We start from the raw sequence: 13,157 nt of genomic DNA, 5'->3' as shown, positions 1-13,157 counted from the left end.
TACCACTGGCCGGCGGCGCACAGCATTCCACTGATTCTGGCGCTGTGCGCCTGCGCCTTCGCCACCTTTATCGAGATGGGCAAACTGCCGTTCGATCTGGCGGAAGCGGAGCAGGAGCTGCAGGAGGGCCCCCTGTCGGAATACAGCGGCAGCGGCTTTGGCATCCTGAAGTGGGGCATCAGCCTCAAACAGCTGGTGGTGCTGCAGATGTTTGTTGGGGTCTTTTTCCCGTGGGGCCAGATGACCAGCTTCAGCGTCGGCGGCCTGCTGTTGGCGCTGGTGGTCGCTGTCGTCAAGCTGGTAGTCGGGGTGCTGATTATCGCGTTGTTTGAAAACAGCATGGCGCGTCTGCGTTTTTGTGCCACCTCCCGCGTCACCTGGGCCGGGTTTGGTTTCGCCTTTTTAGCTTTCGTCTCCTTGCTGGTGGCGTGATTAAGAGAGTTTGAGCATGTCTGAAGAAAAAATCGGTCAACACTATCTTGCGGCGCTGCACCAGGCCTTTCCGGGCGTGGTGCTGGACGAAGCCTGGCAGACCAAAGACCAGTTAACTATCACCGTGAAGGTCAACTACCTGCCGGAAGTGGTGGAGTTTCTCTACTACCAGCAGGGTGGCTGGCTGTCGGTGCTGTTCGGCAACGATGAACGTAAGCTCAACGGCCACTACGCGGTCTATTACGTGCTGTCGATGGAGCAGGGCACCAAATGCTGGATCACCGTGCGTGTGGAAGTGGACGCCAACAAACCGGAATACCCGTCGGTGACGCCGCGCGTCCCGGCGGCGGTGTGGGGCGAGCGCGAAGTGCGCGATATGTACGGCCTGGTGCCGGTCGGTCTGCCGGACGAACGTCGTCTGGTGCTACCGGACGACTGGCCGGACGAACTCTATCCGCTGCGCAAAGACAGCATGGACTATCGCCAGCGTCCGGCGCCGACCACCGACGCGGAAACTTACGAGTTCATTAACGAGCTCGGCAGCAAGAAAAACAACGTGGTGCCGATCGGCCCGCTGCACGTCACCTCTGATGAACCTGGCCACTTCCGCCTGTTCGTTGACGGCGAGAACATTATCGATGCCGACTACCGCCTGTTCTACGTCCATCGCGGGATGGAAAAGCTGGCGGAAACCCGCATGGGCTATAACGAAGTGACCTTCCTGTCGGACCGGGTGTGCGGCATCTGCGGCTTCGCCCACAGTACCGCTTACACCACCTCGGTGGAGAACGCGATGGGCATCGTGGTGCCGGAGCGGGCGCAGATGATCCGCGCCATTCTGCTGGAGGTGGAACGCCTGCACTCGCACCTGCTGAACCTCGGTCTGGCCTGCCACTTTACCGGCTTTGACTCCGGCTTTATGCAGTTCTTCCGCGTGCGCGAAACCTCAATGAAGATGGCGGAAATTCTCACCGGCGCGCGTAAAACCTACGGCCTGAACCTGATCGGCGGGATCCGCCGCGACCTGCTGAAAGAGGACATGATCCAGACCCGTCAGCTGGCGCAGCAGATGCGCCGCGACGTGCAGGAGCTGGTGGATATGCTGCTCAGCACGCCGAATATGGAACAGCGTACCGTCGGTATTGGCCGTCTGGATCCGGAAATCGCCCGCGACTTTAGTAACGTCGGCCCGATGGTGCGCGCCAGCGGCCACGCCCGCGACACCCGCGCCGACCACCCGTTTGTCGGCTACGGCCTGCTGCCGATGGAAGTCCACAGCGAGCAGGGTTGCGACGTGATATCTCGCCTCAAGGTGCGGATCAACGAGGTTTATACCGCGCTGAATATGATTGATTTCGGTCTCGATAACCTGCCGGGCGGCCCGCTGATGGTGGAAGGGTTCACCTATATTCCGCACCGCTTCGCACTGGGCTTCTCCGAGGCGCCGCGCGGCGACGATATCCACTGGAGCATGACCGGCGACAACCAGAAACTGTACCGCTGGCGCTGCCGGGCGGCGACCTATGCCAACTGGCCGACCCTGCGCTATATGCTGCGCGGCAACACCGTTTCCGATGCGCCGCTGATCATCGGCAGCCTCGACCCGTGCTACTCCTGTACCGACCGCATGACCGTTGTCGACGTACGCAAGAAGAAGAGCAAAGTGGTGCCGTACAAAGAGCTGGAGCGCTACAGCATCGAGCGTAAAAACTCGCCGCTGAAATAAGGAATCGCCATGTTTACCTTTATTAAAAAAGTTATTAAGACCGGCACCGCGACGCACGCCTACCCGCTGGAACCGATGCCGGTAGACAAAAACTTTCGCGGCAAGCCGGAGCATACGCCGCAGCAGTGTATCGGCTGCGCGGCCTGCGTGAACGCCTGCCCGTCGAACGCCCTGACGGTCGAGACCGATCTGACCACTAAACAGCTGGCGTGGCAGTTTAACCTCGGGCGCTGCATCTTCTGCGGCCGCTGTGAAGAGGTGTGCCCGACGGCGGCGATTAAGCTGTCGCCGGAGTATGAGCTGGCGGTGTGGAAGAAAGAGGATTTCCTCCAGCAGTCGCGCTTCGCTATCTGCCACTGCCGGGAGTGCCAGCGTCCGTTCGCGGTGCAGAAGGAGATCGACTACGCCATCGCGCTGCTCAAGCATAACGGCGATACCCGCGCCGAGCTGCACCGCGAAAGCTTCGAAACCTGCCCGGAATGCAAGCGCCAGAAATGCCTGGTGCCGTCCGATCGTATTGAACTAACCCGCCATATGAGGGAGGCCAGCTGATGAGTACTTTACTTGGCCCGCGCGATGAAAACGGCATTCCCGTGCCGATGACGGTGGATGAATCCATCGCCAGCATGAAGGCCTCGCTGCTGAAGAAGATTAAACGTTCGGCCTACGTCTACCGCGTCGACTGCGGCGGCTGCAACGGTTGCGAAATTGAAATCTTCGCCACCCTTTCGCCGCTGTTCGACGCTGAACGCTTCGGGATCAAGGTGGTGCCTTCGCCACGCCATGCCGATATCCTGCTGTTTACCGGGGCGGTGACCCGCGCCATGCGCTCCCCGGCGCTGCGCGCCTGGCAGTCGGCGCCGGATCCGAAGATCTGTATCTCCTACGGCGCCTGCGGCAACAGCGGCGGCATCTTCCACGACCTGTACTGTGTCTGGGGCGGTACCGATAAAATCGTACCGGTCGATGTCTATATTCCGGGCTGCCCGCCGACGCCCGCCGCCACCCTGTACGGCTTTGCTATGGCGCTCGGCCTGCTGGAGCAGAAAATCCATGCTCGTCTGCCAGGCGAACTCGACGAACAGCCGACCGAGCTGCTGCATGCCGATATGGTGCAGCCCCTGCGGGTGCGCATCGATCGCGAAGCGCGGCGTCTGGCGGGCTATCGCTATGGCCGGCAGATTGCTGACGACTATATGCGTCTGCTCGGCCAGGGCGACAGCCAGGTGCTGCGCTGGCTGGAGGCGGAGAAAGATCCGCGTCTGACCGAGATCGTCACCCATCTCAACCAGGTGGTCGAGGGGGCGCGTATCCGATGAGCGAGACGGTGGTGTTCAGTCAGCTGAGCCGTAAATTTATTGATGAGAACGACGCCACGCCGGATCAGGCGCAGCAGGTGGTCTATTACAGCCTGGCGATTGGCCACCACCTCGGCGTCATCGACTGTCTCGAGGCGGCGCTGAGCTGCCCGTGGGAGGCGTATCTGGCATGGATCGCCACCCTTGAGGCCGGGAGCGCCGCGCGGCGCAAAATGGAGGGCGTGCCGAAGTATGGCGAAATCGTCATCGACAGCAGCCATGTGGCGATGCTGGCCAACGCCTTTGATAAAGCGCAGTCCGCGCAGACCCCGCAGCAGCAGGCGTGGAGTAAAACGATGCTCAGCATGCTGCATGATATTCACCAGGAGAGCGCCATCTATCTGATGGTGAGGAGATTACGTGACTGACGTTTTACTCTGTGTTGGCAACAGCATGATGGGCGACGACGGTGCCGGCCCGCTGCTGGCGGAGATGTGCGCGGCGAACCCGGCCGGCCAGTGGGTGGTCATCGACGGCGGCAGCGCGCCGGAAAACGACATCGTGGCGATCCGCGAATTACGCCCCGAACGCCTGCTGATTGTCGATGCCACCGATATGGGCCTCAACCCCGGCGACATTCGCGTCATCGACCCCGACGACATCGCCGAGATGTTTATGATGACCACCCATAACATGCCGCTCAACTATCTGGTCGATCAGTTGAAAGAGGACGTCGGCGAGGTGATTTTCCTCGGCATTCAGCCGGATATCGTCGGTTTTTATTATCCGATGACCCAGCCGGTAAAAGAAGCTGTTGCCCGGGTGTACCAGCAGCTGGCAGACTGGCAGGGCCAGGGCGGCTTTGCCCGGCTGGAGGCTGAAGACGATTAACCCAGCGGCGAACCGGGCTCTCCGCCGGCGCACGACTGACCTGCCGGGAGCCCCGTTCCCGGCGGCGCCAGCTCAAGATTCTCTATCACTAATTTCCCGGGCGACACCGAGACTCTGACCTGCGTGCCGACCGGAAACCCCGCCTGCTCCAGCCAGTCGCCGTTCAGGTTCAGGGCTGCGTGGCGGGTGTAGCGCCGCGTCTCCCGCGTTTTGCGGTCTTCATGGCGTTTTCTGACATATCCCACGGTTAACTGGCGAATGGCCCTGGCTATCCCTCTGGCTGCGGTAGTGTGCTGTGCGCTCATGATGTGCTCCTTGCTGAAGATACCCCTGTAAAAGTACTGGATAAAATACCAGTTATTGTGAACAGGAGGCAAACCAGAAACTGGAATCAGGCTCGAGAAAAAAGCATGTAATAGATGCAACAGAAAGCAGACGCCCGTCCCCCGTTTATCGCGGGGAATGGGCGCGCGTGGGCGAGGACGCTTAGTCGAGATCGGCGCCGTTGCTGGCTATCACCTTCTGGTACCAGAAGAATGACTTTTTACGCTTACGCGCCAGGGTGCCGTTGCCGGCATCGTCGCGATCGACATAGACAAAGCCGTAGCGCTTGCTCATCTCGCCGGTTGACGCCGAGACCAGATCGATGCAGCCCCAGCTGGTGTAGCCCAGCACCGGAATACCGTCGCCGATAGCGTCGCGCATTGCCCTGATGTGCTCGCGCAGGTAGCTGATGCGATAGTCGTCATTGATGTCGCCATTGGCATCGATCTCATCGCGGGCGCCAAGCCCGTTTTCCACCAGGAACAGCGGTTTCTGATAGCGGTCGTACATCATGTTCATGGTGATACGCAGGCCCAGCGGGTCGATGCCCCAGCCCCATTCGCTGGCCGGGATGTGCGGGTTCTTCAGCGACTTGACGATATTGGCGGCATTGGTGTTGCTGGCGTTCATCTCCGCCGAGGCGCAGCGCGACGCATAGTAGCTAAAGGAGACGAAATCGACGGTGTTTTTGAGGATCTCGTCATCGCCCGGCTGTTTCGCAATCGTGACCCCTTTTTCCCGGAACACCCGCGCGGCCCACACCGGATAGGCGCCGCGCGCCTGGACGTCGATAAAGAACAGATTTTCGCGGTCCTTCTCCAGCGCCATCCACACATCTTCCGGCTTGCAGGAGTAAGGATAGAAATTGCCGCCCGCCAGCATGCAGCCGACCTGATTTTGCGGGTTAATCTCATGGGCGATTTTTGTCGCCAGCGCGCTGGCCACCAGCTCGTGATGCGCGGCCTGGTACTTCACCTGCTCCTGATTTTCACCCTCTTCAAACACCAGCCCGGCGCCGGAGTAGGGGCTGTGCAGCATGATGTTGATTTCATTGAAGGTGAGCCAGTATTTCACCAGACCGTCAAAAGCTTCAAAGCAGGTGCGGGCGTAGTGGCTGAAAAAATCCACCATTTTGCGGTTGCGCCAGGAGCCGTACTCCATCACCAGATGCATCGGCACGTCGAAATGACACAGCGTGACCAGCGGCTCGATACCGTGCTTTTTGCACTCCTCAAACAGTGAGCGATAGAAGGCGATGCCCTGCGGATTCGGCTGCTGCTCGTCGCCGCGCGGGAACAGGCGGCTCCAGGCGATGGAGGTGCGAAAGACGCTGAACCCCATCTCGGCCATCAGGGCAACATCTTCTTTATAGCGATGGTAAAAATCGATCGCCTCATGGCTGGGGTAAAATTCGTCTTCACGCAGCGTAAAGCGCTTCTCCAGGCCTAATTTTACCGGCAGGCGGTGAGCGCCGTGGGGGAGGGTATCCACGGTGGTCAGCCCCTTACCGCCTTCAAGATAAGCGCCTTCAGACTGGTTGGCGGCCAGTGCGCCGCCCCATAAAAATCCCTGTGGGAAACTCGCCATGCATTACCTCATTATCAATTGTGTGTTCAGGCGTGGGATGCCTGGGCCCGGGCCTGGCGCGCTCTGGCGTCGGCAGCGGCCTGTTCAACGGGAATATCTTCAAAGCCGAGGATCAGCGTCAGGGCAAACGACAGCACCACCGACAGCGCCATCACGCCAAATACCCAGACGATAGTCATCGGATTGGCTGGATCGAAAAACTGCACGCTGGTAAACAGCCCTGGCGCCGCCATCGAATGGCTGGCCAGACCGGCGATTCCCGCCACCGCGCCGCAGATAAAGCCGCTGATTAAGCTGGCGATCAGCGGGCGCTTCAGGCGCACCGCCACGCCGTACAGCGCCGGTTCGGAAATCCCGGCCAGAATCGCCGATGCCGCGGCGGCCAGCGCCGTCTGGCGCAGCTCCGGGTTTTTGGTTTTCCACGCCACCGCCAGCGACGATCCGCCCAGCGACAGGTTGGCGCCGATCTCCGATGGCATCACCATGCCCTCTTTGCCGGTTTCGGCGATGGTCTGAATGATGGTTGGCGTAAAGACGCGGTGCATCCCGGTCATCACCAGCAGTGGCCACAGCCCGCCCATGATCGCCACCGACAGCCAGCCGAGATAGCTGTGGATCGTATACACCAGCGCGGAAATGGCGCTACCGATCCAGATGCCCAGCGGGCCAATCAGCAGGATCGCCAGCGGGGCGGCGATCAGCACGATCAGCATCGGCTTAAGGAAGTTTTTCGTCACCGCCGGGGTAATGCGATCCACCCAGCGCTCGATATACGACAGGCACCAGGTCATCACCAGCGCCGGGATCACTGTATAGGTGTATTTCACCGCGGTAACCGGAATAAAGGCGAATTCAACGTGTTCGCCCTGGGCGGCTTTGGCCATCAATTCGATAAACCCGGGATGCACCAGCACCCCGGCGATGGCGATAGCCAGCGACATATTGGTTTTGAATTTCACCGCCGCGGAGGCGGCCACCATCAGCGGCAGGAAGAAAAACGCGCCGTCGCCGATAAGCGTCAGGAGGGTCAGCGTCGGTGAGCCTTTCGGCAACGCGCCGCTCATCTCGAGGATCATTGCCAGCAGCTTGACCATCGATCCGCCGATAATCGCCGGGATCAGCGGCGACATGGTGCCGATCAGCGCGTCAAGGATCCCGGCGCCGATGCGTTTCAGGGTTAGCGGCGCTTTGCCCTGCGGCTCAGCCGGGCGCAGGTCGCCAGGCAGCAGATTCACCACCTCGCGGTAGGCCTGGGAAACGGTATTGCCGATGATCACCTGGCACTGGTTATCGCTGCGCACAACGCCGAGTACCCCGGTCAGGCCTTTCAGGGTGGGGCTATCGACCTTTTCGTCGTCTTTGACCACGAAGCGCAGACGGGTCATGCAGTGGGTCACGGCGGCGACGTTATCGACTCCGCCGATTGCCGCGACTATCTGTTGCGCCAGGGCTGCATAATTTTTCGACATCGGATTTTATCCTGTTTATCAATAGGGTACTGATCTGCTACCGCGCCGCATCGCCGGGCGATACCATGTTTATATAGGAAACCGGTTCCACAAAATCATGGTGAGTTTCATTTGATTGCACAAGGAATAAAAAAAGATGATCTCAATTTTGTGATTTTGATCGCGAAGCGTCGCCGTGAGCCGGATCGCGGTGGTGAACAGGGGAATGCTGTAAAAGCGGGAAACGTGCAGTACACTGCCTGCAACTTTTGCAACAGGAAGAATCACATGGCAACGATGCTGGAGGTCGCAAAGCGCGCGGGGGTATCGAAGGCAACCGTTTCGCGGGTACTGTCGGGCAACGGCTATGTCAGTCAGGAGACCAAAGACCGGGTGTTTAAGGCGGTGGCGGAGAGCGGCTACCGGCCTAATCTGCTGGCGCGCAACCTGGCGACTAAAACGACGCAAACCCTGGGCCTGGTGGTGACCAACACCCTGTACCACGGCGTCTATTTCAGCGAGCTGCTGTATCACGTGGCGCGGATGACGGAAGACAAGGGACGACAGCTGATCCTGGCCGACGGCAAGCACAGCGCGCAAGAGGAGCGGGAGGCGATCCAGTACCTGCTGGATCTGCGCTGCGATGCGATCATCATCTACCCGCGCTTTCTCACCGTTGACGAGATGGACGAGATCGTTGAGAACCACTCGCAGCCGATCATGGTGCTTAACCGCCGCCTGCGTCGCCACGCCAGCCACTGTGTCTGGTCCGATCAAAAAGCCTCGGCGATGCGGGTGGTGGAGCGGCTGATTGCGCTTGGCCATCGCGATATCGCCTTTATTACCGGCTCCCTTGACTCACCCACCGGCGTCGAACGCCTTGCCGGCTACAAAGACGCGCTGGCTGGCCATGGCGTCGCCCTGAACGAGGCGCTCATCGCGGAGGGGCGCTGGACGCCGGAAACCGGCGCGGCGGCGGTGGAGATCCTGCGTCAGCGCGGGGTGACCTACAGCGCGCTGGTGGCGAGCAATGACGATATGGCGATCGGAGCGATGAAGCAGCTTCACCAGCTGGGCGTTAAGGTTCCGGATCAGGTCTCGGTGGTGGGGTTTGATGATATTGTGCTGGCGCCGTATATGGTGCCGTCGCTCGCCAGCGTTCGGGTACCGGTGACGGAGATGATTAAAGAGAGCATCAATCGGCTGATATTTATGCTGGATGGTGGGGAGTTCAACTTTCAGCAGAGCTTCCCCGGGGCGTTAATTGAGCGTGATTCACTGGTGGCGGGTCCCTGTGCCTGACGTCGTCAGCTGTCATCGTCACTACTGACGATGACAGCAAATATTCGATTTAATTCTCTTAACTATCAATGATATAAAAACTGGAACGTATTATGCATACTCCGGCGCCTAACCTTCTTACTGCTGGAGAAATGGATGAACCGTTTCATTATCGCCGATGCGAGCAAATGTATCGGCTGTCGCACTTGCGAAGTGGCCTGCGTGGTGTCCCATCAGGAACATCAGGATTGCGCCGCCCTGACGCCTCACACCTTTCAACCGCGTATTCACGTGATCAAAGGGGTCAATGTCTCCACGGCGACCGCCTGCCGTCAGTGTGAAGACGCCCCCTGCGCCAACGTCTGCCCGAACGGCGCCATTAGCCGCGATAAAGGCTTTGTCCATGTGATGCAGGAGCGCTGCATCGGCTGCAAAACCTGCGTTGTTGCCTGCCCGTACGGGGCGATGGAGGTGGTGGTGCGCCCGGTGATCCGCCATAGCGGTGCCGGACTGAACGTCGTGGCGGAAAAAGCCGAAGCCAACAAGTGCGACCTCTGCTTCCACCGCGAGAGCGGCCCGGCCTGCATGGAAGTCTGCCCGACGCACGCCCTGGTGTGCGTTGACCGCAATAAACTCGAGCAGATGAATATCGAGAAACGTCGCCGTACGGCGCTGGCCTGGTAAGTCGTGGCATGAACGGGGTGCAAATCCGCATTCGCGGTAAAGTGCAGGGGGTGGGGTTCCGCCCCTTTGTCTGGCAGCTGGCCCGGACGCAGGCCCGCTGCGGCGATGTCTGTAATGACGGTGACGGCGTCCTCGTGCGGCTGGCCGGGGGCGACGATGGTTTTACTGCCGCTCTGGCTGACCACTGCCCGCCGCTGGCGCGTATCGACAGCACCGACTGCACCCCTTATTGCTGGACGGCCACGCCGAAGGATTTCACCATCCGCGAGAGCGGGGCGGGATGCATGCGCACTCAGATCGTGCCCGATGCCGCGACCTGTCCGGCGTGCCTCGCGGAGATGAACGATCCCCGGGCGCGCCGCTACCGCTACCCCTTTATCAACTGCACCCACTGCGGGCCGCGGTTAACCATTATCCGCGCCATGCCCTACGACCGGCCTTTCACCGCAATGGCGCCGTTCCCGCTCTGTTCCCCTTGTGAGGCGGAGTTCCGCGATCCTGCGGATCGCCGTTTTCACGCCCAGCCGGTGGCCTGCCCCGACTGCGGGCCGCGGCTGGAATGGCGGGCAGAGGGGGAAACGCTGAACAGCGAGGCGGCGCTGCAGGCGGCCATCACGCGGCTGGCGGCAGGCGACATCGTGGCGATAAAAGGCATCGGCGGCTTTCATTTGGCCTGCGATGCCGGTAATCCCGCTGCCGTTGCCACGCTGCGGGCGAGGAAACACCGTCCGGCGAAACCGCTGGCGGTAATGTTGCCGTCAGCGGCGGGCTTACCCGCCGACGCCGCGGCGCTGATGGGCTCCCCGGCGGCGCCCATCGTACTGATTGCTAAAGCGCAGGTCTCCGGCCTGTGTGACAAGATTGCGCCAGGACTTGCGGAAGTAGGGGTGATGCTGCCGTCTAATCCGCTGCAGCATTTGCTTCTGCAGGCCCTGGCGCGCCCCATCGTCATGACCTCCGGCAACCTTAGCGGCCGTCCGCCGGCGTTAAGTAATGCTCAGGCGCTCAACGACTTAGCCGACATTGCCGACGGCTTTCTCTTGCATAATCGCGACATCCTGCAGCGAATGGATGATTCGCTGGTGCGGTCAAGCGGTGAAATGCTGCGCCGCGCCCGGGGCTACGTCCCGGATGCGCTGCCGCTGCCGCCGGGGCTACGAGACATCCCGCCGCTGCTGGCTCTCGGCGCGGATATGAAAAATACCTTCTGCCTGGCGCGCGGCAGCGAAGCGCTGCTGAGCCAGCACTTTGGCGATCTTGGCGAGGAAGGCGTTGAACAGCAGTGGCGCAGCACCCTGCAACTGATGCAAAGCATTTACGCGTTTGTGCCGCAGCGGGTGGTGGTTGATGCCCATCCCGGCTATCGTTCAACGCAGTGGGCGGCGTCCCTGTCGCTGCCGGTGGAGACGGTGCTGCATCACCATGCTCATGCTGCGGCGTGCCTGGCCGAGCACCGCTGGCCGCTTGACGGCGGCGACGTTATCGCCCTGACCCTCGACGGCATCGGCATGGGGGAGAACGGCGCGCTGTGGGGCGGGGAGTGCCTGCGGGTTAACTATCGCCAGTGCGAACATCTTGGCGGGTTGCCGGCCGTCGCGCTGCCGGGCGGTGACCTGGCGGCGCGCCAGCCGTGGCGAAATCTGCTGGCTCAGTGCCTGGCCTTTGTCCCTGACTGGCAGGATTATCCGCAGACCGCCCCCCTCCGCCAGCGCAACTGGCCGCTGCTGGCGCAGGCCATCGATCGCGGCATTAACGCGCCGCGCGCCTCGTCCTGCGGACGGCTGTTTGATGCCGTCGCCTGTGCGCTGGATTGTGCGCCGGAGAGCCTGAGCTATGAAGGCGAAGCAGCCTGTCGGCTGGAGGCGCTGGCCGCCAGCTGCCCCGGCGTCAGCCACCCGGTTACGCTGCCGTGGCGCGACGACGCGCTGGACTTAGCAACCTTCTGGCGACGGTGGCTGAACTGGCAGGCGACCCCGGCGCAGAAAGCCTGGGCCTTCCATGACGCCCTGGCCTGTGGGCTGGCGGCGATGGCCTGCGACTGCGCCACCGCTCGCGGCATCGACACGATAGTTTGCACCGGCGGGGTGCTGCATAACCGCCTGCTGGCGGCGCGATTGACCTTTTATCTGGCGGATTTTACTCTGCTGTTGGCGCAGCAGTTGCCGGCCGGCGACGGCGCAATCGCATATGGTCAGGCGGTGATCGCCGCCGCCCGCGGGCAGGCTCAAGGAACACAACAATGATAATGACAGTTTTACGCCAGCAGCCGCGCGCTGCGGGACTGGTGTTGGGGTTGATCGCGGCAAACTTACTGGCCTGGTGCTGGGCGCTGCAGGCCTTTGGCGACAGCGGCGCGCTGATGGCCGCCAGCCTGCTGGCCTGGGGCTACGGCCTGCGCCACGCGGTGGATGCCGACCACATCGCGGCGATTGATAACGTGACCCGCAAGATGATGCAGCAGGGGCGGCGGCCATTCGCTGTCGGGGCCTGGTTCTCGCTGGGCCACTCATCGATTGTGGTGCTGGCCTCGGCGGCGATTGCCGCGACCGCCACGGCCTTCAGCGCGCAGATGAGCTGGCTGCATGACACCGGTAGCGTCATCGGCACCGCCGTGTCGGCCCTGTTTTTACTGGCGATGGCCTTTATCAACCTGGTGATTTTACGCAGCGTGTGGCGCAGCTTTCGGGCGTGGAAGCGCGGTGAGAAGGTGAGCGACGAAATCGTCAGCGGCGGCGGGGTGATGAGCTGGCTGTTTGGTAAAACCTTCCGTCTGGTCAGCCGCAGCTGGCAGATGTACCTGGTCGGCTTCCTGTTCGGCCTCGGTTTTGATACCGCTACCGAAATCGGCGTGCTGGGTATCTCCGCCGCCGGCGCGTCGAGCGGGATTTCCGTCTGGTCGATTATGGTCTTCCCGGCGCTGTTCGCCAGTGGTATGGCGCTGGTGGATACCCTCGATAACGTGCTGATGGTCGGCGCCTACGGCTGGGCGTTCAGCAAACCGCAGCGCAAGCTCTATTACAATATGACCATCACCGGCACCTCGGTGGTGGTGGCGCTGTTTATCGGCGGCCTGGAAGCGCTGGGCCTGCTAATGGATAAGTTTGCGCTCAGTGGCGGGATATGGCGCTGGGTGGGGATGTTAAACGATAACCTTGGCGATGCCGGATTTGTGGTGGTCGGGTTGTTTGTCGCCTGTTGGGCGCTGTCGGTGCTTAACTACCGCTGGCGCGGCTACGACAATCTGGCGCGTTAGCTGCAGCATTTTCCCGGCTTGCGCTGCGCTAAGCCGGGCTACCCTACCTGCCCGGCGGCGCTGCTCTGCGCAGGCTGACCCAGGTCCTGGTGAGGCATCGCTCTGCGTCAATAATCTCAATTACTTAACTCATTGAAAAATTATTATTTTTTATCAAATCTTCATTTTCCCTCGTTTTAACGACCCGAAGCATCTGTGATTCACGTCTTATTTACATCATTTAAACCATTCGT

Annotated in this window: 13 protein-coding genes; 10 read left to right on the top strand and 3 right to left on the bottom strand. The window is 61.1% G+C overall.

All coding sequences use genetic code 11. The annotated features are described in order from the left end of the window. The 6 genes from CW267_RS28110 to hycI form a co-directional block, all read left to right on the top strand. A partial coding sequence (locus CW267_RS28110) for an NADH-quinone oxidoreductase subunit H (protein ID WP_206054967.1) occupies nucleotides 1-432 on the top strand: 432 nt, incomplete at its 5' end. A gap of 16 nt (nucleotides 433-448) precedes the next feature. Next, nucleotides 449-2,158: a formate hydrogenlyase subunit HycE gene (gene hycE, locus CW267_RS28105; protein ID WP_004151044.1), complete on the top strand. Its 1,710-nt coding sequence runs from the start codon at nucleotides 449-451 to the stop codon at nucleotides 2,156-2,158. Between the two features lie 9 nt (nucleotides 2,159-2,167). Next, nucleotides 2,168-2,710, top strand: coding sequence for a formate hydrogenlyase complex iron-sulfur subunit (locus CW267_RS28100; RefSeq protein WP_032731138.1), 543 nt, complete (start codon nucleotides 2,168-2,170; stop codon nucleotides 2,708-2,710). Then, nucleotides 2,710-3,477: an NADH-quinone oxidoreductase subunit B family protein gene (locus CW267_RS28095; protein WP_002914891.1), complete on the top strand. Its 768-nt coding sequence runs from the start codon at nucleotides 2,710-2,712 to the stop codon at nucleotides 3,475-3,477. Before CW267_RS28100 ends, CW267_RS28095 begins: the two co-directional genes overlap by 1 nt. Then, entirely contained in the window at nucleotides 3,474-3,884 is a 411-nt protein-coding gene (locus CW267_RS28090; protein ID WP_016161698.1) for a formate hydrogenlyase maturation HycH family protein, read from the top strand. The genes CW267_RS28095 and CW267_RS28090 overlap by 4 nt, the downstream gene beginning before the upstream one ends. Next, nucleotides 3,877-4,347, top strand: a complete 471-nt coding sequence (gene hycI, locus CW267_RS28085; protein WP_008806179.1) for a hydrogenase maturation peptidase HycI — start codon at nucleotides 3,877-3,879, stop codon at nucleotides 4,345-4,347. Before CW267_RS28090 ends, hycI begins: the two co-directional genes overlap by 8 nt. On the opposite strand, the gene CW267_RS28080 is transcribed toward hycI, so the two are convergent. From CW267_RS28080 to ascF, 3 genes are all read right to left on the bottom strand, one after another. Next, a complete protein-coding gene (locus tag CW267_RS28080) occupies nucleotides 4,344-4,652 on the bottom strand; it encodes a SymE family type I addiction module toxin (RefSeq protein ID WP_012967361.1) in 309 nt (102 codons plus the stop codon). The genes hycI and CW267_RS28080 overlap by 4 nt on opposite strands. 181 nt (nucleotides 4,653-4,833) lie before the next feature. Beyond that, on the bottom strand, nucleotides 4,834-6,258 hold the full coding sequence (locus tag CW267_RS28075) for a 6-phospho-beta-glucosidase (RefSeq protein WP_008806177.1): 1,425 nt from the start codon (nucleotides 6,256-6,258) through the stop codon (nucleotides 4,834-4,836). 26 nt (nucleotides 6,259-6,284) lie between these two features. Next, nucleotides 6,285-7,727: a PTS cellobiose/arbutin/salicin transporter subunit IIBC gene (gene ascF, locus CW267_RS28070; RefSeq protein WP_016161696.1), complete on the bottom strand. Its 1,443-nt coding sequence runs from the start codon at nucleotides 7,725-7,727 to the stop codon at nucleotides 6,285-6,287. A gap of 267 nt (nucleotides 7,728-7,994) precedes the next feature. Here ascF and CW267_RS28060 point away from each other — a divergent pair, with 267 nt between their 5' ends. From CW267_RS28060 to CW267_RS28045, 4 genes are all read left to right on the top strand, one after another. After that, nucleotides 7,995-9,008, top strand: coding sequence for a LacI family DNA-binding transcriptional regulator (locus tag CW267_RS28060; RefSeq protein WP_032733685.1), 1,014 nt, complete (start codon nucleotides 7,995-7,997; stop codon nucleotides 9,006-9,008). A gap of 135 nt (nucleotides 9,009-9,143) precedes the next feature. Further along, nucleotides 9,144-9,671 carry an electron transport protein HydN gene (gene hydN / locus CW267_RS28055; protein ID WP_008806174.1) on the top strand — a complete coding sequence of 176 codons (528 nt, stop codon included), beginning with the start codon at nucleotides 9,144-9,146 and terminating at the stop codon, nucleotides 9,669-9,671. An 8-nt stretch (nucleotides 9,672-9,679) separates the two neighbouring features. Further along, nucleotides 9,680-11,914: a carbamoyltransferase HypF gene (hypF, locus tag CW267_RS28050; RefSeq protein ID WP_072122889.1), complete on the top strand. Its 2,235-nt coding sequence runs from the start codon at nucleotides 9,680-9,682 to the stop codon at nucleotides 11,912-11,914. Next, nucleotides 11,911-12,924, top strand: coding sequence for a HoxN/HupN/NixA family nickel/cobalt transporter (locus tag CW267_RS28045; protein ID WP_008806172.1), 1,014 nt, complete (start codon nucleotides 11,911-11,913; stop codon nucleotides 12,922-12,924). The genes hypF and CW267_RS28045 overlap by 4 nt, the downstream gene beginning before the upstream one ends. The last annotated feature ends 233 nt before the right edge of the window (nucleotides 12,925-13,157 follow it).

Source organism: Klebsiella sp. X1-16S-Nf21 (genome assembly GCF_002837615.1).
Taxonomy (GTDB): Bacteria; Pseudomonadota; Gammaproteobacteria; order Enterobacterales; family Enterobacteriaceae; genus Klebsiella; species Klebsiella variicola.
This window is presented reverse-complemented; position numbering and strand designations above follow the sequence as displayed.

What these genes read in the sequence shown, in the direction of transcription:
- CW267_RS28100 (WP_032731138.1), top strand. Translation starts at nt 2,168, where the DNA reads ATGTTTACCTTTATTAAAAAAGTTATTAAGACCGGCACCGCGACGCAC.
- hydN (WP_008806174.1), top strand. Translation starts at nt 9,144, where the DNA reads ATGAACCGTTTCATTATCGCCGATGCGAGCAAATGTATCGGCTGTCGC.
- CW267_RS28090 (WP_016161698.1), top strand. Translation starts at nt 3,474, where the DNA reads ATGAGCGAGACGGTGGTGTTCAGTCAGCTGAGCCGTAAATTTATTGAT.
- hycE (WP_004151044.1), top strand. Translation starts at nt 449, where the DNA reads ATGTCTGAAGAAAAAATCGGTCAACACTATCTTGCGGCGCTGCACCAG.
- CW267_RS28095 (WP_002914891.1), top strand. Translation starts at nt 2,710, where the DNA reads ATGAGTACTTTACTTGGCCCGCGCGATGAAAACGGCATTCCCGTGCCG.
- ascF (WP_016161696.1), bottom strand. Translation starts at nt 7,727, where the DNA reads ATGTCGAAAAATTATGCAGCCCTGGCGCAACAGATAGTCGCGGCAATC.
- CW267_RS28045 (WP_008806172.1), top strand. Translation starts at nt 11,911, where the DNA reads ATGATAATGACAGTTTTACGCCAGCAGCCGCGCGCTGCGGGACTGGTG.
- CW267_RS28060 (WP_032733685.1), top strand. Translation starts at nt 7,995, where the DNA reads ATGGCAACGATGCTGGAGGTCGCAAAGCGCGCGGGGGTATCGAAGGCA.
- CW267_RS28080 (WP_012967361.1), bottom strand. Translation starts at nt 4,652, where the DNA reads ATGAGCGCACAGCACACTACCGCAGCCAGAGGGATAGCCAGGGCCATT.
- CW267_RS28075 (WP_008806177.1), bottom strand. Translation starts at nt 6,258, where the DNA reads ATGGCGAGTTTCCCACAGGGATTTTTATGGGGCGGCGCACTGGCCGCC.
- hypF (WP_072122889.1), top strand. Translation starts at nt 9,680, where the DNA reads ATGAACGGGGTGCAAATCCGCATTCGCGGTAAAGTGCAGGGGGTGGGG.